The 22239-nt window shown below is 71.9% G+C and carries 19 protein-coding genes; 3 read left to right on the forward strand and 16 right to left on the reverse strand.

All coding sequences use genetic code 11. The features are described 5' to 3' along the window. Positions 1-19 precede the first annotated feature (19 nt). Both OG435_RS13540 and OG435_RS13545 read right to left on the reverse strand, forming a co-directional pair. Complete coding sequence (locus OG435_RS13540) at positions 20-1420, reverse strand: sensor histidine kinase (protein ID WP_266877071.1); 1401 nt, start codon at positions 1418-1420, stop codon at positions 20-22. Continuing rightward, positions 1417-2103 (reverse strand): response regulator transcription factor, encoded by a 687-nt coding sequence (locus OG435_RS13545; RefSeq protein ID WP_266877072.1) that lies wholly within the window; start codon positions 2101-2103, stop codon positions 1417-1419. The genes OG435_RS13540 and OG435_RS13545 overlap by 4 nt, the downstream gene beginning before the upstream one ends. A 72-nt stretch (positions 2104-2175) precedes the next feature. Here OG435_RS13545 and OG435_RS13550 point away from each other — a divergent pair, with 72 nt between their 5' ends. Beyond that, the gene (locus tag OG435_RS13550) at positions 2176-3378 is read left to right on the forward strand and encodes a UDP-N-acetylglucosamine--N-acetylmuramyl-(pentapeptide) pyrophosphoryl-undecaprenol N-acetylglucosamine transferase (RefSeq protein WP_266877073.1); all 1203 of its coding nucleotides are present in this window, start codon (positions 2176-2178) and stop codon (positions 3376-3378) included. Continuing rightward, entirely contained in the window at positions 3375-4397 is a 1023-nt protein-coding gene (locus OG435_RS13555) for an SDR family NAD(P)-dependent oxidoreductase (RefSeq protein ID WP_266877074.1), read from the forward strand. The genes OG435_RS13550 and OG435_RS13555 overlap by 4 nt, the downstream gene beginning before the upstream one ends. An 83-nt stretch (positions 4398-4480) precedes the next feature. Here OG435_RS13555 and OG435_RS13560 read toward each other — a convergent pair whose 3' ends face one another. The 5 genes from OG435_RS13560 to OG435_RS13580 form a co-directional block, all read right to left on the reverse strand. After that, entirely contained in the window at positions 4481-6073 is a 1593-nt protein-coding gene (locus OG435_RS13560) for a Na+/H+ antiporter (RefSeq protein ID WP_266877075.1), read from the reverse strand. Between the two features lie 68 nt (positions 6074-6141). Beyond that, entirely contained in the window at positions 6142-6615 is a 474-nt protein-coding gene (locus OG435_RS13565; protein WP_266877076.1) for a GNAT family N-acetyltransferase, read from the reverse strand. Beyond that, positions 6612-7553 carry an RluA family pseudouridine synthase gene (locus tag OG435_RS13570; protein WP_250743762.1) on the reverse strand — a complete coding sequence of 314 codons (942 nt, stop codon included), beginning with the start codon at positions 7551-7553 and terminating at the stop codon, positions 6612-6614. The genes OG435_RS13565 and OG435_RS13570 overlap by 4 nt, the downstream gene beginning before the upstream one ends. A 41-nt stretch (positions 7554-7594) precedes the next feature. After that, the gene (gene lspA / locus OG435_RS13575) at positions 7595-8158 is read right to left on the reverse strand and encodes a signal peptidase II (protein ID WP_266877077.1); all 564 of its coding nucleotides are present in this window, start codon (positions 8156-8158) and stop codon (positions 7595-7597) included. A 241-nt stretch (positions 8159-8399) separates the two neighbouring features. Then, complete coding sequence (locus OG435_RS13580; RefSeq protein WP_266877078.1) at positions 8400-9281, reverse strand: TraR/DksA family transcriptional regulator; 882 nt, start codon at positions 9279-9281, stop codon at positions 8400-8402. Between the two features lie 609 nt (positions 9282-9890). Here OG435_RS13580 and ileS point away from each other — a divergent pair. Beyond that, positions 9891-13037 (forward strand): isoleucine--tRNA ligase, encoded by a 3147-nt coding sequence (ileS, locus tag OG435_RS13585; protein ID WP_266877079.1) that lies wholly within the window; start codon positions 9891-9893, stop codon positions 13035-13037. Between the two features lie 352 nt (positions 13038-13389). On the opposite strand, the gene OG435_RS13590 is transcribed toward ileS, so the two are convergent. The 9 genes from OG435_RS13590 to ftsW all read right to left on the reverse strand — a co-directional run bounded on the left by OG435_RS13590 (position 13390) and on the right by ftsW (position 22227). Further along, entirely contained in the window at positions 13390-14655 is a 1266-nt protein-coding gene (locus tag OG435_RS13590) for a DivIVA domain-containing protein (protein WP_266877080.1), read from the reverse strand. Between the two features lie 82 nt (positions 14656-14737). After that, positions 14738-15034 (reverse strand): YggT family protein, encoded by a 297-nt coding sequence (locus OG435_RS13595; protein ID WP_112450285.1) that lies wholly within the window; start codon positions 15032-15034, stop codon positions 14738-14740. 60 nt (positions 15035-15094) lie between these two features. After that, a complete protein-coding gene (locus OG435_RS13600) occupies positions 15095-15715 on the reverse strand; it encodes a cell division protein SepF (protein ID WP_266877081.1) in 621 nt (206 codons plus the stop codon). Positions 15716-15866: 151 nt separating this feature from the next. After that, a complete protein-coding gene (locus tag OG435_RS13605) occupies positions 15867-16586 on the reverse strand; it encodes a YggS family pyridoxal phosphate-dependent enzyme (protein WP_266877082.1) in 720 nt (239 codons plus the stop codon). 3 nt (positions 16587-16589) lie between these two features. After that, positions 16590-17321 (reverse strand): peptidoglycan editing factor PgeF, encoded by a 732-nt coding sequence (gene pgeF / locus OG435_RS13610; protein ID WP_266877083.1) that lies wholly within the window; start codon positions 17319-17321, stop codon positions 16590-16592. Continuing rightward, positions 17318-18517, reverse strand: a complete 1200-nt coding sequence (gene ftsZ, locus OG435_RS13615) for a cell division protein FtsZ (protein ID WP_243330151.1) — start codon at positions 18515-18517, stop codon at positions 17318-17320. The genes pgeF and ftsZ overlap by 4 nt, the downstream gene beginning before the upstream one ends. Before the next feature lie 280 nt (positions 18518-18797). Then, the gene (locus tag OG435_RS13620; protein WP_323187824.1) at positions 18798-19670 is read right to left on the reverse strand and encodes a cell division protein FtsQ/DivIB; all 873 of its coding nucleotides are present in this window, start codon (positions 19668-19670) and stop codon (positions 18798-18800) included. Between the two features lie 31 nt (positions 19671-19701). Next, positions 19702-20796 carry an undecaprenyldiphospho-muramoylpentapeptide beta-N-acetylglucosaminyltransferase gene (gene murG / locus OG435_RS13625; RefSeq protein ID WP_266877084.1) on the reverse strand — a complete coding sequence of 365 codons (1095 nt, stop codon included), beginning with the start codon at positions 20794-20796 and terminating at the stop codon, positions 19702-19704. Positions 20797-20802: 6 nt separating this feature from the next. Further along, positions 20803-22227, reverse strand: a complete 1425-nt coding sequence (gene ftsW, locus OG435_RS13630; protein WP_266877085.1) for a putative lipid II flippase FtsW — start codon at positions 22225-22227, stop codon at positions 20803-20805. Between the last annotated feature and the right edge of the window lie 12 nt (positions 22228-22239).

Consider the following 22239-nt stretch of genomic DNA (forward strand, 5'->3'; position numbering starts at 1 on the left):
CACAGACATGCGCCCTCCCTCAGCCCGGAGCGGCGAAGGTCAGCCGGAACAGCGCGCCCCCGCCGGGGGCGGCTTCGGCCACCAGCTCCGCCTCGTGCGCCCGCGCGATCTGCCGGGCCATCGCCAACCCCAGCCCCGACCCCGGCAGGGCCCGCGCCGCCCCGGCCCGGTAGAACCGGTCGAAGACGTACGGCAGATCCCCTTCCGAGATCCCCGGCCCGTGATCCCGTACGGTCACCTCCACACCCCCGCCCCGCACCACAAGACCGACCTCCACCTCCGCCCCCACCGGGCTGAACTTCGCCGCGTTGTCGAGCAGGTTCCCCAGCAGCCGGCTGAGCCGAGCCGGCACCCCCGCCACCACCACGGCCTCCTCCCGGGACGGCCCCCGCACGCGGAACCCCACCCCCGGCCAGTGCGCCCGCGCGGCCCCCACGCAGTACTCCACCAGCGGAGCCAGCCGCACCTGTTCCACCAGCAGCTGCGGCTCCTCGTCGCGGGCCAGCTCGATCAGGTCGTTGACCAGCCCCGTCACCTCCCGCAGCTGCCTGCCGAGCGCCAGCGAGGCCCGTTCCCGCTGCTCCCCCGTCAGCCGGTCACCCCGTGCGAGCAGTTCCGCGTTGGTGCGCAGCGCCGTCAGCGGGGTCCGCAGCTCGTGCGAGGCGTCCGCGACGAGCCGCCGCTGCGCGGTGACGGACTGCTCCAGCTCCCCGAGCATGGTGTTGAAGCTCCCGGCCAGCCGGGTGATCTCGTCCTCGCGGCCGCGCCCGGGAGCCGGCAGTTCGATCCGGTGTCTCGGATCCCTGGTGGCGGCGATCCGCTCGGCGGTGGCGGTGAGCCGGGTGACGGGTGCCAGCCCGGTCCGCGCGACCCAGTACCCGAGCAGCGCCGCGAGCAGCACCCCGGCCGCCGCCGTCAGCGCCAGCCACCACGCGGCCTGCTCGATGCCGTCCTCCACGGTGTCCGCCCGCAACGCCACCTGGAGCGCCCGCCCCTTGCCGTAGTCGGTGGTGAGCATCCGCGCCGGATGCCCGGCGTGCACGATGGCGGTGTAGTACGGGGCCCGCGTGCCCGCCGCCACGGCCCGCGCGGCCGGAGTCACCGGCAGCAGGTACGGCGCCTTGGGGTCCCGCGCCGGATCCGCCGGCACCACCTCCGCGCAGGCGGGCGCCGCCCGGAACCGGCATTCCCCGGACAGGGTTCCCGGCCCGGAGTCCAGGTTGCGCTGGGCGGCGAGGCGGGCGGACTGGGTCAGGCTGAGCTCGAGCTGCTGGTACAGCGCCCCGCGCACGACCAGGAAGGCCGCCGCGCACACGCCGAGGGCCACGAAGGCCACCGCGGCCGTGACGGCGAGCGCCAGCCGGGTCCGCAGCGGCCGCCTGCGCCGCCACCGCGCGCCGAGCCCGCGTCGCCGGCTCACGCGGCGTCCAGCCGGTAGCCGACCCCGTGCACGGTGTGCACCAGCCGGGGCTCGCCGCCCGCCTCCAGCTTGCGGCGCAGGTAGCCGACGTAGACGGCCAGGGAGTTGGAGTCCGGGCCGAAGTCCCGGCCCCAGACCAGTTCGAGGACCAGCTCGCGCGGCAGCACCTGCCCGGGGTGGCGCAGCAGCAGTTCGAGGAGCGCCGACTCGGTGCGGCTGAACTCCAGCGCCCGCTCGCCGCGCCGCCCGGTACGGGTGGCGGGGTCGAGGACGAGGTCCCCGTACGCGAGCACCTGCGCGCCCCCGGCCGGATCGTCGGGGGCGGCCCGCCGCAGGAGGGCCCGTACCCGGGCCACGAGCTCGTCGAGCGCGAACGGTTTGACCAGGTAGTCGTCGGCGCCCGCCTCCAGCCCGTCGACGCGGTCGCTCACCGCGTCCAGGGCCGTGAGGACGAGGACGGGCGTACGGTCGCCCACCGCGCGCAGCTGCCGGCAGACGGCGAGCCCGTCCAGCACCGGCATCATCACGTCGAGGACCACCGCGTCCGGCTGCCAGAGGGCCACCTCGGACAGCGCGGCCAGCCCGTCGGCCGCGCCGCGCACCTCGTACCCCTCGACGGCGAGGCCGTCCTCGACGGCGGCCCGCACCTCGGGCTCGTCGTCCACCACCAGAATCCGCTGCATGCGGCAAAGCCTCCCAAATACTCCGGGAGTACCTCTTAGAACCTTCTTAGGGCGCACCGGAAGTCTGCGTCCATGACCTCCTCACCCTCCCCCTCACTCTCACGCTGGCCGCTCTCCGTCGTGATCGGCGCGGGCGGAACCGGCGGCCACATCTATCCGGGCCTCGCCCTGGCGGAGGCGCTGCGCGCCGCCGTCCCGGACGCGACGATCTCGTTCATCGGCACCGAACGCGGGCTGGAGACCGAGCTGATCCCGGCCGCCGGCTACCGCCTGCACACCGTGGACATGATCCCCTTCGACCCGGCCCTGGGCGCCAAGCGCTACCTCCTCCCGGCGGCGCTGCTGCGCTCGGCCGGGCAGGCGCGGGCCGTGATCCGGGCGCAGGGCGCGCACGTGGCCGTCGGCATGGGCGGCTATCCGAGCGCGCCCGCCGTGCTCGGGGCCCGGCTGGCCGGACTGCCGGCGGTGATCCACGAGTCCAACGCGGTACCGGGCCGGGCCAACCAGTTCGCGGCCCGCCTCACCCCGCACATGGCGGTGGCCTTCGACCGCAGCCGGGAGCACCTGGCGGGCGGGGCGCGGGCGCTGACCACCGGAATGCCCATCTCCGCCGCGCTGTCGGGCCTCGCCGAGCTGCCCCGCCCCGAGCGGGCCGCCCTGCGCGCGCGGGCCCGGCGGGAGCTGGGGGTGCCGGACGGGCGGCGGCTCGTGGTGTTCAACGGCGGCAGCCTGGGCGCCGTACGCCTGACCACGGCGGCGGCCGGGCTGGCGGCCGCCTGGCAGGCGCGGGAGGACGTGCAGCTGCTGATCAAGACGGGGCCGGCGGCGCTCGCGGACACCGTGGCCGGGCTGTCCGCCTCGGGCGGGCGGCGGATCGCACAGGCCGTGCCCTACCTGGACCGGATGGACCTGGTCTACGCGGCCGCCGACCTGGTGGTGTGCCGGGCGGGCTCGGCGACGGTGGCGGAGCTCGCCGCGACCGGGGTCCCCGCGGTCCTGGTCCCCTACCCGTACGCCCCGGGCGACCACCAGACGCACAACGCCCGGGTGCTGTCCGACGCGGGCGCCGGCCTGCTGCTGGCGGACGCCGAGGCCACGGCCGGCCGCCTCGCGGAACTGCTCGCCCCGCTGCTGGCCGACCCGGCCCGGCTGGCGGCGATGGCCGGCGCGGCCGACCCGGGCCCGCACGCGCGGGCCGCCGAACTGCTGGCCTCGCAGGTCCTGCGGGTCGCCGGCTTCCCCTCCTACTCCCCCACTCCCCTGGAGCTCGTATGACCACGCACAAGCCCACGCCCGCACCCGCCGACTGGAGCGGCCGTACGGTCCTGGTCACGGGCGCCGAGGGGTTCATCGGCTCCACGCTCGTCGACCTGCTGGTCGCGCGGGGCGCGAAGGTGCGCGCCTTCGTGCACTACAAACCGTACGCCGAGAAGGGCCACCTGGCCCGCTACCTGGCCGACCCGGGCGGCCCGGTGGAGATGTGGGCCGGCGACGTCCGCGACGCGGGCCGGGTCAGCGACGCGGTGGCCGGCTGCGACACGGTCTTCCACCTGGCGGCACTGATCGGGATCCCGTACAGCTACGCCTCGCCCGGCGCGTACGTCCAGACCAACGTCACCGGCACCGAGAACATGGCCGAGGCCTGCCGCCGCCACGGCGTGCGCCGCCTCGTCCACACCTCCACCAGCGAGGTCTACGGCACCGCCCTGACGGCCCCGATCTCCGAGAGCCACCCGCTCCAGCCGCAGTCCCCGTACTCCGCTTCGAAGATCGGCGCCGACATGATGGCGCTCTCCTTCCACCACGCGTTCGAACTGCCGGTGACGGTGGTCCGGCCGTTCAACACCTACGGCCCCCGCCAGTCGGCCCGCGCGGTCATCCCCACCATCCTGGCCCAGCTCCACTCGGGTGCCCGCGAGATCCGCCTGGGCTCCCTGACGCCCACCCGGGACTTCACCTACGTGACCGACACCGCGGCCGGCTTCCTCGCCGTCGCCGCATGCGACCGGGCCCTGGGTGAGGTGGTGAACCTCGGCGCCGGAGAGGAGATCTCCATCGGCGACCTGGCCCGGGCCCTGATCACAGCGTCCGGCCGGGACGCGGAGGTGGTCGTCGACCCGGCCCGGCTGCGTCCCTCGGGGAGCGAGGTCCACCGCCTGCTCTCGGACAACACCCGGGCCCGCGACTGGGCCGGCTGGAAGCCTGAGGTCTCCCTCCAGGAGGGCCTGGCCCGCACCTCGGACTGGATAGCCGCCCACCTCCACCTCTTCGCCCCGGACCGCTACCAGGTGTAGCCCGCCGTCCTGCGGATCGAGCGCGGGGCCGGTCGCGGAACCGGACGACCGGCCCCGCGCCCGGCCGGCCACGGCCGCCAGCTCTACGGATTGCGCAGGCTGCGGACGTCCAGATGCCGCAGCACCCGGTCGACGATCTCCGGATCGGCGCCCGGTTCGCTGCGCGCGGCCAGCACCTCGTGCCGGGCGGCGGACATCATCTCCCGCTGGATGCGCGCCACGTCGCGGATCCGCTCCACCCGCTTCGCGTACGCCTCGCGCCGCTCCTCGTCGACCATGTCCGGGCTGATCCTGGCGCCCACGTCGTACGCCCTGCGGTAGAGCACCTCCACCAGGTCCTCGGGCAGGTCCTCCACCTCCTCGATCTCCTTCAGCCGTCGCTTCGCGGCCTTGGCGGCGCGGATCGCGAGCGCGCGGGCGATCTCCGCCTCCGCGTCGGAGTCGGCCTCCACCCCGAGCCGGCGGACCAGCCACGGCAGGGTGAGCCCCTGAACCACCAGGGTGCTCATGATCACGGCGAAGGCGATGAAGACGATCTCCTTCCGGGCCGGGAAGGGATCACCCGCGTCCGTCTCGAAGGGAATGGCGAGCGCGAGCGCCACCGAGGCCACGCCCCGCATGCCCGCCCACCACATCACCACGGACTCCCGCCAGCTCAGCGGGATCTCCTCCTCGTAGTCGCGCCGCGAGTGGAGCCGTTTGGCGAGCCAGCCGGCCGGCAGCAGCCACGCCAGCCGTACGCCGACCACCACCGCGACCACGGCCGCCGCCCACCCGGCCATCTCCCACGCCCGGCCGCCGGCGGTCCCGAACACGTGGTGCAGCTCCAGCCCGATCAGGCCGAAGGCCACACCGGTGACCAGCATGTCGACGACCTCCCAGAACGTGTGCCCGGCGAGCCTGCCCAGCACGTCGTCGGCGTCGGTGGCGTACTCGGCGAGGAACAGCGCCGTGGTCAGCACGGCCAGCACGCCGGACCCGAGGAACTCCTCCGCCACCACGTACGCCACGAACGGCACGAGCAGCGTCAGCCCGATCTGGAGCGTGGCATCGCCGAGCCGCCCCATGAGCCGGTTGGCGGCCCAGCCGAGCCCGAGCCCCACCACGACGGCCACGACGGCCGACAGCACGAACTCCCCGAGCGCCTCGGGCCACGAGAAGGTGCCGCTGACGGCGGCGGCGATGGCCACGTGGTAGAGCACGATGGCGGTGACGTCGTTGAAGAGCCCCTCGCCCTCCAGGATCGACACCATGCGCCGGGGCAGCCCGAGCGACCCGGCCACGGCGGTGGCGGCGACGGGGTCGGGCGGGGCGACGAGCGCGCCGAGCGCGACGGCCGCGGCGATCGAGAGCCCCGGTACGAGGGCGTGCGCGGTCCAGGCGACGGCCACGGTGGTCACGAAGACGAGGGCGACGGCCAGGAGCAGGATGGGCCGTAGGTTGGCGGCGAACTGCCGCCAGGAGGTCCGCTGCACGGAGGCGTACAGCAGCGGGGGCAGCACGAGCGGCAGGATGTACTCCGGCGGGATGTCGACATTGGGCACGGCGGGCACCAGGGCGAGCACCACCCCGCCGAGCGTCATCAGCACCGGCGAGGGAAGCCCCAACCGGTCCCCGAGCGGCACCGTCACCACGGCCCCGAGCAACAGCACGAACAACAGCAGGAGCTGATCCACTCCCACACACTGCCAGCCCGCCGCACCGAGCGACGCGGACCGCGGCGCGTGTCGGGCTCCGCCCGGGGCTACGGCAGCGCGCGCCGCATCGACCGGTGCGGGATCCCCGCGTCCAGGAACTCCGGCCCGTAGGCCGCGTACCCCAGCCGCTCGTAGAACCCCATCGCCTGGGTCTGCGCCCCGAGATCCACGGCCGCGAGGCCGAGCCGGCCCGCCTCCGCCTCGATCGCCCGCACCAGCGCGACGCCCACCCCGAGCCCGCGCGCGGCCTTGGTGACGGCGAGCCGTCCCAGCGAGCCGACCTCCGGGGAGCCCGTCTTGCCGAGGGCCTCCGGCCCGTACAGCAGCCGGCCGGTGCCCAGCGGCACCCCGTCCGGCCCCTCGGCCAGCACGTGCACCGCGATCTCGTCGTACGCGTCGTACTCGAGCGACTCCGGCACCGACTGCTCGACCACGAAGACCTCGGTGCGCACGCCGAAGCAGGCCTTCAGATCCTCATCCGTGACGACGACCCGTACGACGCCGCCGCCGCCCGCGGTCACTCGCTCTCCTTGCGGATCACGTCCAGCGCGTTCTGCAGGTCCGCCGGGTAGGTGCTCGCGAACTCCACCCACTGCCCGTCCGAGGGGTGCTCGAACCCGAGCCGCACCGCGTGCAGCCACTGCCGGGTGAGCCCGAGGCGCTTCGCGACGGTCGGGTCGGCGCCGTAGGTCAGGTCGCCGACGCAGGGGTGTTTGTGCGCGGCCATGTGCACGCGGATCTGGTGCGTGCGGCCGGTCTCCAGCTTGATGTCCAGCAGCGAGGCGGCGCGGAAGGCCTCGATCAGGTCGTAGTGGGTGACGGAGGGCTTGCCCTCCTGGGTCACGGCCCACTTGTAGTCGGCGCTGGGGTGGCGCCCGATCGGCGCGTCGATCGTGCCGCTCATCGGGTCCGGGTGGCCCTGCACCAGCGCGTGGTAGCGCTTGTCGACGATCCGCTCGCGGAACTGGTTCTTCAGCGAGGTGTACGCGCGCTCCGACTTCGCGACGGCCATCAGGCCGGAGGTGCCGACGTCGAGCCGGTGCACGATGCCCTGGCGCTCGGAGGCGCCGGAGGTGGAGATGCGGTAGCCGGCGGCGGCCAGGCCGCCGATGACGGTGGTTCCGGTCCAGCCGGGGCTGGGGTGGGCGGCGACGCCGACCGGCTTCATGATGACGACGATGTCGTCGTCGTCATGGACGATCTCCATGCCGGGGACGGGCTCGGCGACGAGCTCGACCTTGCGCGGCGGTTCGGGCATCTCGACCTCGAGCCAGGCGCCACCGTGCACACGCTCGGACTTCCCGACGACACTGCCGTCGACCAGCACCTTTCCCGCGGCCGCGAGTTCGGCCGCCTTCGTCCGGGAAAATCCGAACATACGGGCGATAGCGGCGTCGACGCGCTCGCCCTCGAGGCCATCGGGAACGGGCAGGGTGCGGATCTCGGGAATCGTACTCACCTGTCGAGTATGCAGGACTCGACAGAAGACCATTCCCGCGATCAGTCCTTGTGGACGGTGCCGTCCGGGTCCAGCCCCTTGAACGAGAGCAGGACGATCAGGATCCCGCCGCACACGATCGCCGAGTCCGCGAGGTTGAAGACGGCGAAGTGCGCGGGCGCGATGAAGTCGACGACCGCTCCGCGGAAGACGCCCGGCGAGCGGAAGATCCGGTCGGTCAGGTTGCCCAGCGCCCCGCCCAGCAGCAGGCCCAGCGCGATCGCCCAGGGCAGGCTGTACAGCTTCCGCGCGAGCCGCACGATCACCACGATGACGGTGGCGGCGATGCAGGTGAAGATGATCGTGAAGGCCTCGCCGAAGCCGAAGGCGGCTCCGGGGTTCCGGATCGCGTCGAACTTCAGCAGATCTCCGATGACCTGGATCGACGGCTGGTGCTCCAGCTTCGCGACGACCAGCATCTTGCTGCCCAGGTCGACCAGGTAGGCGAGAAGCGCCACGACGAGCAGCGCGACGATCCGCCGCCGCCCCTTGGGCGCGGCGGATTCGGGCTGGGCGCCGTCTTCCCCGACCTCCGGCGTACCGATGATGCGCTCCGCCTCTGCCACGTGAGTCCCTCGAACTAGCTCGAACCAGGTTGTAGGACGGCACGGCGCCGACCGACCCGCCAGGCTCCTGGACCCTGACGAGAAACGAGAGTACGTCAGGGCACCCTTCGGCCGCCGCCTCGGCCGCCGACCCGACCGGACCCGGGCCGGTCCCGCCGGCGCGGGGCCGGGCCCCCGCGGTGCCCGCTCAGGGCCGTCAGACGCCCGCCGGGCGCCCGTCCGTCCCGCTCGCGGCCCCCGCTCAGTGCCGCCGCTCCTGCTTCTGCTTGCAGTCCACGCACAGCGTGGCCCGCGGGAAGGCCTGCATCCGCGCCTTGCCGATGGGCTGCCCGCAGTTCTCGCAGAGGCCGTACGTGCCCGACTCCAGCCGTTCCAGCGCGCGCTCGGTCTGCTCCAGCATCGAGTTCGCGTTCGCGGCGAGGGCGAGCTCGGACTCCCGGGTGATGTTCTTGGTCCCCGTATCGGCCTGGTCGTCTCCGGCGCCGTCGCCGGAGTCCCTCATCAGCCCCGAGATGGCCGCGTCGGAGGCCTGGAGCTCGGCGCGCAGCCGCAGCACCTCGCTCTCCAGCTCGGCCCGCGCGTCGGCGACCTCGTCCGGGGTCCAGGGGTCCTCGCCGGGCCGTACGGCGAGCTCGCCGGGGGCCAGGCCCGCGGTGCCCCGCGTCTTCGGCAGCCCGCTGGTCGCGGCCGTGGCCGTCTTCCTGGCCGTGCCGGTGCTCTTCTTGGCAACCACTTTCCGGGCTCCCGTCTCGTGCGCGGCCTCGGCCGCCCCCTCGGCCGCGACCGTCTTGGCCGTGGCCTTCTTCGCGGCCGTCTTCTTCACGGCGGCCGCCTTCCCGGCAGGCGCCTTCCCGGCGGCCACTTCCTCCGCGCCGGTGGCCTTCGACCCGGCCGCCACCTTCTTCGTGGCCGCCTTGGTCCCGGCGGCCGCCTTCGTTCCAGCCGCCGTCTTCGCGGTCGCCTTCTTCACGGCCGCCGCCTTCTTCCCGGCGGCGGCCCCTTCCACCGGTCCGGCCTCCGGATCGGGGGCCGCCACCTCCGTCACCGGCTCCTTCGCCGGCTTCTCCGCAGCCTTCCCGACAGCCTTCTTGGCAGTACTCCCGGCGGTCTTCTTCGCCACCATGGCCGCGGCCCCTTCACATACTGTGATCATTGCTCGCGAATCGTGCCGGAACGATAAATCGACTCCGGCCCCGCGGCAACGGGGCACGCGTCCATCGAGGTCAACCTGCATCCGTTGTGCCCAGCGGGGAGCCCGATAATCCGCCCCACCGGCCCCCTCCGCACCCCGGAGCGGCCCGTCGGCCCATTCGGGTCATCCCGGCCCCCCTCCCGGCCCCCCTCCCGGCCCCCGCCCGCGCCCCGCCGCGGGCCCCGCGCCACGCCCCGTAAACCGGTCTGCCGACGGGCGCCCCGGCCCGTACACTGGGCCCAGCGAGAGGCATGGATGGGGACGAGTAGCGTCGGACGCAGCCAGGAGCGACCCGGGGACGGTGAGAGCCCGGGGGCGAGCGCGATGCGAAGGATCACCCCGGAGCCGCCGGAAGAAAGCCCGCCGGGATTCCCGTAGGGCGAGTAGAACCGGCTTCGCACCCCAATGAGGGGGCCGACGGACCACGGGTCCGCAGGCCAAGGAGGGTGGTACCGCGGGAGCAGCAGGTCCTTGGGAACGAGGGCGGCTCTCGTCCCTCCGGACGGAAGTGACACCCCGCCGGAGGAAGAGTTCAGCCTCATGACCACACCGCCGCAGTACCGCCCGGTACCCGCCCAGGTCGACCTGCCTGCCCTCGAGCACGCGGTCCTCGACTTCTGGCGCGAGAGCAAGACCTTCGCCAAGACCCTGGAGCAGTCCGAGGGCCGCCCCGAATGGGTCTTCTACGAGGGCCCGCCCACCGCGAACGGCATGCCCGGCGCGCACCACATCGAGGCCCGCGTCTTCAAGGACGTCTTCCCCCGGTTCCGCACCATGCGCGGCTACCACGTGGCCCGCAAGGCCGGCTGGGACTGCCACGGCCTGCCCGTCGAGCTCGCCGTCGAGAAGGAACTGGGCTTCAACGGCAAGAAGGACATCGAGGCCTACGGCATCGCCGAGTTCAACGCCAAGTGCCGCGAGTCGGTGACCCGGCACACCGACGCCTTCACCGAGCTCACGAACCGGATGGGCTACTGGGTCGACCTCGACGACGCCTACCGCACCATGGACCCCGAGTACGTCGAGTCCGTGTGGTGGTCGCTGAAGGAGATCTTCAACAAGGGCCTGCTCACCCAGGACCACCGCGTCGCCCCCTGGTGCCCCCGCTGCGGCACCGGCCTCTCCGACCACGAGCTGGCCCAGGGCTACGAGACGGTCATCGACCCCTCGGTCTACGTCCGCTTCCCGCTGACCTCCGGCCCCCTCGCGGGCGAGGCGGCGCTCCTGGTCTGGACGACCACGCCCTGGACCCTGGTGTCCAACACCGCGGTGGCCGCGCACCCCGACGTCACGTACGTCGTCGCGACCAATGGTGACGAGAAGGTCGTCGTCGCCCAGCCCCTCCTCGAGAAGTCCCTCGGCGAGGGCTGGGAGGCCACCGGCGAGTCCTTCACGGGCAAGGAGATGGAGCGCTGGACGTACCAGCGCCCCTTCGACCTGGTCGCGTTCCCGGAGCCCGCCCACTACGTCGTGAACGCCGAGTACGTCACGACCGAGGACGGCACCGGTCTGGTCCACCAGTCCCCCGCCTTCGGCGCCGACGACCTCGCGGTCTGCCGCGCGTACGGCCTGCCGGTCGTGAACCCGGTCCGCCCCGACGGCACCTTCGAGGAGGAGGTCCCGCTCGTCGGCGGCGTCTTCTTCAAGAAGGCCGACGAGAAGCTGACCGCCGACCTGGACGCGCGCGGCCTGCTCTTCAAGCACATCGCCTACGAGCACAGCTACCCGCACTGCTGGCGCTGCCACACCGCCCTGCTCTACTACGCGCAGCCGTCCTGGTACGTCCGCACCACCGCCGTCAAGGACGCGATGCTGCGGGAGAACGAGAAGACCAACTGGTTCCCGGACTCCGTCAAGCAGGGCCGCTTCGGCGACTGGCTGAACAACAACATCGACTGGGCGCTGTCCCGCAACCGCTACTGGGGCACCCCGCTGCCCATCTGGCGCTGCGAGGAGAACCACCTCACCTGCGTCGGCTCGCTCTCCGAGCTGAGCGACCTGACGGGCACGGACCAGTCGAACCTGGACCCGCACCGCCCCTACATCGACGAGGTCACCTTCCCCTGCACGGCGGAGGGCTGCGCGCTCACCTCGGTCCGCGTGCCGGAGGTCATCGACGCCTGGTACGACTCGGGTTCGATGCCGTTCGCGCAGTGGGGCTACCCGCACAAGAACAAGGAGATCTTCGAGAAGCGCTACCCGGCGCAGTTCATCTCGGAGGCCATCGACCAGACGCGCGGGTGGTTCTACACGCTGATGGCGGTCGGCACCCTCGTCTTCGACAAGTCCTCCTACGAGAACGTGGTCTGCCTGGGCCACATCCTCGCCGAGGACGGCCGCAAGATGTCCAAGCACCTGGGCAACACCCTCGAACCGATCCAGCTGATGGACACGCACGGCGCCGACGCCGTCCGCTGGTTCATGGCGGCCGGCGGCTCCCCGTGGGCGGCGCGCCGCGTCGGCCACGGCACCATCCAGGAGGTCGTCCGCAAGACGCTCCTCACGTACTGGAACACGGTCGCCTTCCAGGCCCTGTACGCCCGCACGTCGAACTGGGCCCCCTCGGCCTCCGACCCGGCGCCCGCGGACCGCACGGTCCTGGACCGCTGGCTGCTCTCGGAACTCCACACCCTGACGACCGAGGTCACGGAGGCGATGGAGTCCTACGACACCCAGCGCGCCGGCAAGCTCCTCTCGTCCTTCGTGGACGACCTCTCCAACTGGTACGTCCGCCGCTCTCGGCGCCGCTTCTGGCAGGGCGACGCGGCCGCGCTGCGCACCCTGCACGAGGTGGTGGAGACGGTCACCCTCCTCCTGGCCCCCCTCACCCCCTTCATCACGGAGCGGGTCTGGCAGGACATGGTCGTCCCGGTCACCCCGGACGCCCCGGAGTCGGTGCACCTGACCACCTGGCCGGTCCCGGACGCCTCGGCGATCGACCCGGAGCTGTCCCGGCAGATGCTGCTGGTACGCCGCCTCGTGGAGCTGGGCCGCGCCACGCGGGCCGAGTCGGGCGTGAAGACCCGCCAGCCGCTGTCCCGCGCGCTGGTCGCCGTATCGGGCTTCGAGACGCTCTCCCCCGAGCTGCACTCCCAGATCACGGAGGAGCTGAACGTCTCCTCCCTGGCCTCGCTCTCGGAGGTGGGCGGCTCCCTGGTCGACACCACGGCCAAGGCGAACTTCAGGGCGCTGGGCAAGCGCTTCGGCAAGGGCGTGCAGGACGTGGCGAAGGCGGTGGCCGCGGCCGACGCGGCGGCGCTGTCGCTGGCCCTGCGCTCCGGTGAGGCCTCGGTCGAGGTGAACGGTGAGCCGGTCGCCCTCACCCCGGAGGAGGTCATCATCACGGAGACCCCGCGCGAGGGCTGGTCGGTGGCGTCCGACTCCGGCGCGACGGTCGCCCTGGACCTGGAGATCACCCCGGAGCTGCGGCTCGCGGGCCTGGCCCGTGACGCGATCCGCCTGATCCAGGAGGCCCGGAAGAACTCCGGCCTCGACGTGGCGGACCGCATCGCCCTGCGCTGGTCCACCTCGGACCCTGAGCTGGTGACGGCCCTGACGGACCACGCGACGCTGATCGCGGACGAGGTCCTGGCCACGGACTACGCCTCCGGCGAGGCGGACGTGTCGTACGGCGATCCCTTCACGGACGAGCCCCTCGGCCTGACCTTCCGCCTCCGCAAGGCGTAGCCCTCCGGCCCTGTGGCCCGGCGTCCCCTCCTGGGGGGGGGTGCCGGGCCACAGCTGTTTCTTCTCCCCGCCCCGCCCTTTCTCCGTTTCCCGGGCTCCGCCCGGACCCCGTACGTGCGCTGCGCGCCCGTGCCCTCAAACGCCGGGCGGGCTGGATTGCCCGCAGGGCAACTCCAGCCCCGCCGGCGTTTGAGGCGCGGGGTCTGGGGCGGAGCCCCAGGGAACGGGCGAAGGGCGGGTAGGGGACAGCCCCCGCAGGGCCCCGTACCGCCCCTGGTACGCAAACGGGCCGGGCCCGGTGCCCCCGAAGGGGAACCGGGCCCGGCCCGAACCGTCTGCCGACGGCTACCGCTTAGTTGTCGTCCTCGTCGATCAGGAAGCCCCGCATGGGAGACGGCGCCTGCTGCATCGGCTGCGGACCAGCCGGCCGCACCGGAGCCATCGGCTGCGTCATCGCCGGGGACATCTGCTGCTGACCGCCACCGTAGGAGGGGGCCATCGGCGACGGACCACCCATCGGGGAGGGGCCACCGCCCATGGACGGACCGCCCATGGAGTGCATCGCACCGGCCGGAGCCATCGACGGGGTCGGCGACGGCGGCAGCGCGGGACCGGCGGGGTTCCGCGGCGGAGCCAGCGAGTCGTCGGCCTGCGTCTCCAGCTGGCGCAGCTGCGACTCCAGGTAGGACTTCAGACGGGTGCGGTACTCACGCTCGAAGCCCCGCAGGTCCTCGACCTTGCGCTCCAGCGTGGCGCGGGCGGACTCCAGGGAGCCCATCGCGACGCGGTGCTTCTCCTGCGCGTCCCGCTCCAGCGCGTCGGCCTTGGCGCGGGCGTCCCGCTCCAGACCCTCGGCGCGCGACCGGGCCTCTCCGACGATCTTGTTGGCCTCGGAGCGGGCCTCCGCGATCGCCTGGTCGGCGGTCTGCTGCGCGAGCGACAGGACGCGGGCGGCGCTGTCGCCACCGGGACCCTGCTGCGGGAGCTGCTGCGGCTGCTGGTGCATCTGCTGCCCCATGGGTTGCATCTGCTGGCCCATCGGCTGCATCTGCTGGCCCATGGGCTGGCCCATCTGCTGGCCGAGCGGGTTCTGGCCACCCATGGACTGCTGCTGCATCGGGTTGCCCATCGGGCCGGGACCCTGCTGGCCCATGCCCTGCTGGCCCATGCCCTGCTGCCCCATGCCCTGCTGGCCCATCTGCTGCTGCCCACCCATGGTGTGCTGCTGCATCGGGTTGCCCATCGGGCCGGGACCCTGCTGACCGTGCCCACCGGGGCCGGCCGGAAGCTGGGGCGGGCCACCCTGGAGCTGCGGCGGACCCATCTGGGGCTGCTGCTGCGGGGGGCCGGATATGGCCGCGGGCACGGGGGCGCCGGGGCCACGCTGGCCTCCGCCGTCCTGGGGGTCCGGCTTGCGCATGCCCTGCTGCTGGTTCTGCGCGGCGGCACGCGTGGCGGCCGCCAGCTTGGCGCGCAGGTCCTCGTTCTCTCGCAGCAGTCGCGTCAGTTCGGACTCGACCTCGTCGAGGAAGGCGTCGACCTCGTCCTCGTCATAGCCCTCTCGCAGGCGGACGGTCGTGAACTGCTTGTTCCGCACGTCCTCGGGAGTCAGCGGCATGTCTTCTTCACCTCTACGTAGTCGTCGGCAGTCGGCAGGACCGTATCGGGACTGTCCCCGCGCCTGCGGGGAAGCTCATCGTTCACACGCTTCTCGCAGCGGTGCTCACGAAACTGATGAGGATGTAAACGATGATCATCAGAACGAAGAAGGACAGGTCGAGTGCCACGCCCCCGAGACGCAACGGCGGGATGAGCCGCCGAAGGAGCTTGAGCGGTGGATCGGTGACAGTGTAGGTGGCCTCCAGAACGACCACCATCGCCTTGCCGGGTGTCCATGAGCGTGCGAACTGGAACACGTAGTCCATGACCAGTCGGAAGATCAGCACGATGAGGAAGCACATCAGCGCGATGTAAACCACTTGCAGTGCTACGCCCATCCCGCGCTTCCCTCTCCCCTGCTTCCGCCCTGTACCCGGTCCCGTATCTGACGGATCGGTCTAGCTTTGGTTGAAGAACCCGCCCTCCGCGATGCGGGCCTTGTCCTCCGCCGTGACATCGACGTTAGCAGGAGACAGCAGGAACACCTTCTGTGTCACGCGTTCAATGCTGCCGTGCAGACCGAAGACCAGGCCCGCGGCGAAGTCGACAAGGCGCTTCGCGTCTGTGTCGTCCATCTCCGTGAGATTCATGATCACCGGAGTGCCCTCACGGAAGTGTTCCCCGATGGTACGGGCCTCGTTGTAGGTCCGGGGGTGCAGCGTCGTGATGCGGTACGGCTCCCGCTCGGAGACGACCTTGGGCATGATCACGGGGGCGTTCTTCTCCATATTCGAGCGGTCGGGTGTGATGGACGCCACGGGGGCGATTCGCGCGGGACGTCCGTTTTCAACCGGCATTGGGAGGGGTTCTCTTGGTGCCGGAGGCTGGGCAACTCGTACCGGTTCGTCCGATACAGGCGTTTGATGCGAAACGGGTGGCTGTCGGCGGTCCCGCTCGCGCGACCGCTCCGGCTCCGGCTCGGGTTCGAACTCGTCGTCGGGGTCGTACCCCGGGTTGTCGTACCGGTCGTCCTCCACGAGGCCGAGGTAGACCGCCATCTTGCGCATCGCGCCGGCCATTCTCTGAGTCCTCCGCTCTGTGGTGGATCGCCCTGTCGCAGGTGTCTCGCCGTGTCACGAATGTCACCAACTGCCCGCGATCCACGTGGCCTGTCCGCTCATCAGCGGAAATGACCATATTTTCTGCTGTGGTCCGACTTTCTTCGCGACGTTACCCGAGCCGGGGTCTCGCGCCGAGTACCGCAGTGCCGACGCGTACATGTGTCGCACCGGCCGCAACGGCCTGTTCCAGGTCTGCGCTCATCCCGGCCGAGACCATCGTGGCAGCCGGATGGTCCGCGCGCAGGCGGGATGACAATTCCACCAGCCGCTCGAAGGCCGCTTGTTCGCGTCCCGCGTACAGCCCGGCCAGCGGAGCGACCGTCATGAGCCCGTCGATGCGCAGTCCGGGAGCCGCCGCCACGAGGTCCGCCAACTCGGCGAGCTGCTCGGGCGCCGCGCCGCCGCGGGCCCCCCGCTCGCCCGACTCGGCGTCGAGGGCGATCTGCACCAGGCAGCCCAGTTCCCGCCCGGCGCCCTCCGCGGCCGCCGAGAGGGCCGTCACGAGCTTGGGGCGGTCGACGGACTGCACGAGGTGCGCGTATCCCGCCACCGAACGGACTTTGTTCGTCTGCAACTGGCCCACGAAGTGCCAGGTGAGGGGCAGATCCGCACAGGCCTCGGCCTTGGGGGCCGCGTCCTGGTCCCGGTTTTCCGCCACGTGACGGACACCCAGGTCCGCCAGCAGTCGTACGTCGCTCGCCGGGTAGGTCTTGGTGACCACGATGAGGGTCACCTCTTCCCGCTTGCGCCCGGCGGCCGCGCAGGCGACCCCGATCCGCTCCTCCACCCGCGCGAGGTTCTCGGCGAGCTCGGACTTACGATCCGTCATTCTTCAGTCCAACCAGACATATCCGGCAAGCCGCCCGGTCATCCGGTCGCGGCGGTACGAGAAGTGGTCCCGCGACTCCAGTGTGCAGACCGGGGAGCGGCCGAGGTCGGCCAACCCCGCCTCCGCGAGCTGCGCGTGCACCCCGGCCACCACGTCGACGGCCGGTGTGCCCCAGCTCGTCTCGGCGTACGCGGCCGGCACCACCTCGGCGACCGCCGCCCGCATCTCGGCGGGGACTTCGTAGCACCGCCCGCACACCGCCGGTCCGGTACGGGCCACCATGTGCGCGGGGTCGGCCCCGAGCGAGACCATCGCCTCGACGGCGGCGCCCACGACTCCGGCCACCAGCCCGGGCCGCCCGGCGTGGGCGGCTCCGGCGATGCCGGCGACGGGGTCGGCCAGCAGGACGGGCGTGCAGTCGGCGGTGAGGACCGCGAGGGCGAGTCCCCGACGGGCGGTCACCACCGCGTCCACATCGGGGACCGGCCGGTCCGGCCCCCAGGGGCCGTCGACCACGGCCACGTCCCGCCCGTGCACCTGGTTCATCCAGACGACCAGATCCGGTGCGATGCCCAGCGCCTTCGCCGCGGCGGCCCGGTTCGCACGAACGGCGGCCGGGTCGTCTCCGACCGCGCCGCCGAGATTGAGCTCCTCGTACGGAACGGCGCTCACCCCGCCCCACCGGTCGGTGAAGGCGAAGTGGGCGCCGCTCTCGCTGTACTGCTCCAGGGTCACTTCAAGAAGTCCGGGACGTCCAGTTCCTCGGCCGGGCTGTCCTGGTACGGCCGGGCCGTCGGGACCTGCGGGGCCGGAGCCTCGGCGACCGGGACCGGCTCGCTGCGGACCGGCTCCTCGCGCGGGGTGACCGAGCCGAGTCCGCCGAAGGCCGGGCGGGCCGGCTCGGCGGCGCGGACCGGAGCCGGGGCCGGCTCCTCGCGCTTGGTGGAGGCCGCGCCGATGACGTTGTCGCGGCGGGCCGGGGGCTGTCCGCCGTCGAACCCGGCCGCGATGACGGTGACCCGTACCTCGTCGCCGAGCGCGTCGTCGATGACGGCTCCGAAGATGATGTTCGCCTCGGGGTGCGCGGCCTCGCTCACCAGCTGCGCGGCCTCGTTGATCTCGAAGAGACCGAGGTCCGAGCCACCGGAGATGGAGAGCAGCACGCCGCGGGCGCCGTCGATGGACGCCTCGAGGAGCGGCGAGGAGATCGCCATCTCGGCGGCGGCCACCGCGCGGTCGTCGCCGCGGGCCGAGCCGATGCCCATCAGCGCCGAGCCCGCCTCGGACATCACGGACTTGACGTCCGCGAAGTCGAGGTTGATCAGACCCGGGGTGGTGATGAGGTCGGTGATGCCCTGGACGCCGGACAGCAGGACCTGGTCGGCCGACTTGAAGGCGTCGAGCACGCTGACCTGGCGGTCCGAGATGGACAGCAGGCGGTCGTTGGGGATGACGATGAGGGTGTCGACCTGCTCGCGGAGCTGGGCGATGCCGTCCTCGGCCTGGTTCGCGCGGCGCCGACCCTCGAAGGTGAAGGGTCGGGTGACCACACCGATCGTCAGGGCGCCCAGCGAGCGCGCGATGTTGGCGACGACGGGTGCGCCACCGGTTCCGGTGCCACCGCCCTCACCGGCGGTGACGAAGACCATGTCGGCCCCCTTGAGGACCTCCTCGATCTCCTCGCGGTGGTCCTCTGCCGCCTTGCGACCGACATCCGGGTTGGCGCCTGCGCCGAGTCCCCGGGTCAGTTCGCGGCCGACGTCGAGCTTGACGTCGGCGTCGCTCATCAACAGCGCCTGGGCGTCTGTGTTGATGGCGATGAACTCGACGCCCTTGAGACCGACCTCGATCATTCGGTTGATGGCATTGACACCACCGCCGCCGACACCGATGACCTTGATGACTGCGAGGTAGTTCTGCGGTGCTGCCACGTCGAAGGCCTCTCGCCTCGAGTTACGTGTCGTTCGCCTCGCGGGCCTGCGGTGCGACGACTGATGCCGAAATTGGGACGGTTCGTACGCGCCGACCCGAACCCTAACCCTGAAGTTTAGGGTTATGAGTGTGTCTGTTCCTTGGACTCTTCCGAACAGGACACTAAGTCGACAAGTAGCGCGTGTTCAACGAACACGCCGAACCTCCCGTTTTTCTTTTCACCCTATGTGATCACCCGTATCGGTGGCCAACCAGGGTGCGACGCTGTTCGACCGGACGTCAACTACCGGACACCGCCGGGGCGGTGGGGACGCTCACGTCGAATCGGTCAGCCTTGGGCGAGGCCTTCAGGAGCGCCGTCAGCGCGCGGCCCTTCGCCTCGCCCTGTTCGCCGCTCCCCCAGACCACCGACCGGCCGCCGCTCAACTCCAGTACCACCGAGTCGTAGGACCTGACCTTGACCTGCAGGGTCTCCTTGCGGACGGATTCCGGGAGGACTCCGGCGATGTGGACGGCCTCGCGCAGCAGCCGCTCCTCGTCGAAACGGCGGCCGCTCGGAGACTGCTTGGAGCTCAGTTCGAGGAGCGGAACACCTGCCGGAGCCTGTCCGACCGTGTCGAATCGCACACCGGAAGCGTCCACTTCCACGAACTGCGCGCCCTTCTTGATGAGCAGAACGGGTTTGCGTTCCGTCACCTTCAAACCGATTCCGTGCGGCCAGGCCCGCACCACATCGACCGAATCGATACGGGGCAGGCGACCGCGGAGCCGGGCTTCGATCTCGTCGGTGTCCACGGACGCCAGGGGGGACCCGACGGGAACGGCCGCCGCCGCCAGCACCTGCTCCCGGGTCAGGACCTCGGTGCCGGCGGCGGTGACCTTCTCGACCCGGAGCCAGGAGGAGCCGTAGAGCACCCAGGTGCAGCCGACGGCCAGGAGCAGCACGAGGAGTACGCCGGCGACCACGAGGGGCCCCCGGCGCAGCCCTCCCGGGAGCCCGCCGGGGCGCGGCCCGCGGGGTCCCCCGGGGCCGGAGCCCTTGGGCGGCTTCGGCGGCTTGGGGGCCTTCGGGGTCCCCAGCCGCCCGAGGGGGCCGGAGCCCTTCCCCGCGGCTCCGGGGCCGCCACGCTGCGCGGTGCTCGCTCCGGCCACTCCTGTGCCTCCTGCGTCGGTGCTTCCCGCGTCAGCGGGCTCTGTTGGCTGCGATCGCCTCGTACACCATGCCGACGAGCAGTTCGTCGGCGTCCCGCCGGCCGAACTCGGCGGCGGCGCGGGACATCTCGTACAGGCGGTGCGGGTCGGCGAGCACCGGGAGGACCTGGCTGAGCACCCACTGGGGCGTCAGTTCCGCGTCGTCCACGAGCAGGCCGCCGCCGGCCTTGACCACCGACTGGGCGTTGAGCCGCTGTTCGCCGTTGCCGATCGGCAGCGGGACGTAGGCGGCGGGCAGCCCGACGGCGGACAGTTCGGCGACGGTCATCGCGCCCGCGCGGCAGAGCATCATGTCGGCGGCGGCGTACGCGAGATCCATCCGGTCCACATACGGTACCGGCACATAAGGCGGCATCCCGGGCATGTTGTCGACACGCGGCAGTTCGTTCTTCGGGCCGACCGCGTGCAGGATCTGGACCCCGGAGCGCTGGAGGGTCGGCGCGACCTGCTCGATCACCTCGTTGAGGCGCCGGGCGCCCTGCGAGCCGCCGGAGACCAGCAGCGTCGGCAGGTTGGGGTCCAGGCCGAAGGCGGCGCGCGCCTCCGGGCGGACCAGCGCCCGGTCGAGGGTGGAGATGGAGCGGCGCAGCGGGATGCCCACGTAGCGGGCGCCGCGCAGCTTGCTGTCGGGGGTGGAGACCGCGACGGCGAACGCGTACCGGGAGCCGATCTTGTTGGCCAGTCCGGGCCGCGCGTTGGCCTCGTGGACGATGATCGGCACCCCGAGGCGCTTGGCCGCGAGGTAGCCGGGCAGGGCCACGTAGCCGCCGAAGCCGACGACGCAGTCGGCCTTGGTGCGGATGAGGATCTCCTCCGCCGCCTTGATGGTGCCGCGCAGCCGTCCTGGGACGGTGATCAGCTCAGGCGTGGGCCTACGGGGCAACGGGACGGCCGGGATCAGTCCCAGCTCGTAGCCGCGCTCGGGCACCAGGCGGGTTTCGAGTCCGCGTTCAGTGCCGAGGGCGGTGATGCCCACAGAAGGGTCCTGCCTGCGCAGGGCGTCCGCGAGGGCCAGCGCCGGCTCGATGTGGCCGGCGGTCCCCCCACCGGCGAGTACGACATGCACCGAAATTCACCGCTCTCCGGACGGACGCTTCTTGACGCGCCGTCTCATCGACTTCCATCTCTGCCCGGTCCGCGGCCGGCCGTTCTTGGGCCTCCGCATCGCGAGCGCCGCCCGTGCCGCCGGCTCCTCACGCGCGAAGGCGATGAGCAGTCCGACCGCGAACATGGTCGGCAGCAAGGCTGACCCACCGTAGGAGAACAGCGGGAGCGGGACCCCGGCGATCGGCAGCAGACCGAGCACCGCACCGATGTTGATCACGGCTTGCGCCGTGATCCACGTGGTCACGCCTCCCGCGGCAAACCGTACGAAGGGATCCTCCGTGCGTCCGGCCACGCGGATACCCGCATAGCCTAGGGCCGCGAACAGGGCGAGCACCGACAGCGTCCCCGCCAGCCCCAGTTCCTCGCCGGTGATGGCGAAGATGAAGTCGGTATGGGCCTCTGGCAGTTGCCCCCATTTTTCCACACTGGCACCCAGTCCGGAACCGAACCATCCGCCCGACGCGAGGGCGTAGATTCCGTGGACGGCCTGCCAGCACAGCCCGTTTTCGGGCAGCTCGGAGACTCCGATGCACTGGAGCCGGTCCATGCGGTGCGGACTGGTCTTGATGAGCAGGGCGACGAGCACGCCCACGAAGGCCAGTACCGCCGCGAACATCCGCGTCGGGGCTCCGGCCAGCCACAACAGCCCGAAGAGGATGGCGCCGAGGATCATCGCGGTGCCCATGTCCCCGCCGAGCATGATGAGCCCGAGCAGCAGGAAGGTGACCGGGACCAGCGGGACCAGCAGGTGTTTCCACTGGCTCAGCAGGTCCTTGTCGCCCTTGCGCGCCAGCAGGTCGGCGCCCCAGAGGATCAGGGCCAGTTTGCCGAACTCACTGGGCTGCAACATGAACGGACCGCCAAGGGAGATCCAATTCTGGTTGCCGTTGATCGACACCCCTATCCCGGGGACCTGGACCAGGACCATCAGGAAGAGGGTGCCGGTGAGCACCGGATAGGACAGGGCCCGGTGGAGCTTGACGGGCATCCGGGAGGCGATCAGCAGCAGTCCGGTGCCGATCGTGGCCGCCAGGAACTGCTTCTTGAAGAAGTACGCGTCGCCCAGCCCGAGCTGGAGCGCCTTGATCATGGAGGCCGAGTAGACCATCACGAGACCGAGCACGGTGATGAGCAGCGCGCTGCCGAAGATCAGGTAATACGCCGTGAGGGGCCGGTCCCAGGCCCGGCGCAACTGCCGTTGCGTGCGCCGCAGCCGGGTCAGCGGGCCGCCTCCGGCGGGCCGCCCGGGACGCGCCGCGGGGCGCCCCCGGCCCAGCACCCCCCGGCCGGTCCTGGGCGTCCTGGGCGCGCCGGGCTTGGCGCCCCTGCCCTCTTTGGCGGTCCTGTCCGCGGACGGCCGCCGCCCCGGCAGGACTTGCTTGGCCGGCATCTGTGATCTTCC

The organism is Streptomyces sp. NBC_01264 (genome assembly GCF_026340675.1).
Lineage (GTDB): Bacteria > Actinomycetota > Actinomycetes > Streptomycetales > Streptomycetaceae > Streptomyces.

Excerpts from the sequence above, each read along its gene's own strand:
- OG435_RS13600 (WP_266877081.1), bottom strand. The coding sequence starts at position 15,715 with ATGGCCGGCGCGATGCGCAAGATGGCGGTCTACCTCGGCCTCGTGGAG.
- OG435_RS13580 (WP_266877078.1), bottom strand. The coding sequence starts at position 9,281 with ATGGTGGCGAAGAAGACCGCCGGGAGTACTGCCAAGAAGGCTGTCGGG.
- OG435_RS13595 (WP_112450285.1), bottom strand. The coding sequence starts at position 15,034 with ATGGGCGTAGCACTGCAAGTGGTTTACATCGCGCTGATGTGCTTCCTC.
- OG435_RS13605 (WP_266877082.1), bottom strand. The coding sequence starts at position 16,586 with ATGACGGATCGTAAGTCCGAGCTCGCCGAGAACCTCGCGCGGGTGGAG.
- OG435_RS13545 (WP_266877072.1), bottom strand. The coding sequence starts at position 2,103 with ATGCAGCGGATTCTGGTGGTGGACGACGAGCCCGAGGTGCGGGCCGCC.
- OG435_RS13590 (WP_266877080.1), bottom strand. The coding sequence starts at position 14,655 with ATGCCGCTGACTCCCGAGGACGTGCGGAACAAGCAGTTCACGACCGTC.
- ileS (WP_266877079.1), top strand. The coding sequence starts at position 9,891 with ATGACCACACCGCCGCAGTACCGCCCGGTACCCGCCCAGGTCGACCTG.
- OG435_RS13550 (WP_266877073.1), top strand. The coding sequence starts at position 2,176 with ATGACCTCCTCACCCTCCCCCTCACTCTCACGCTGGCCGCTCTCCGTC.
- ftsW (WP_266877085.1), bottom strand. The coding sequence starts at position 22,227 with ATGCCGGCCAAGCAAGTCCTGCCGGGGCGGCGGCCGTCCGCGGACAGG.
- OG435_RS13555 (WP_266877074.1), top strand. The coding sequence starts at position 3,375 with ATGACCACGCACAAGCCCACGCCCGCACCCGCCGACTGGAGCGGCCGT.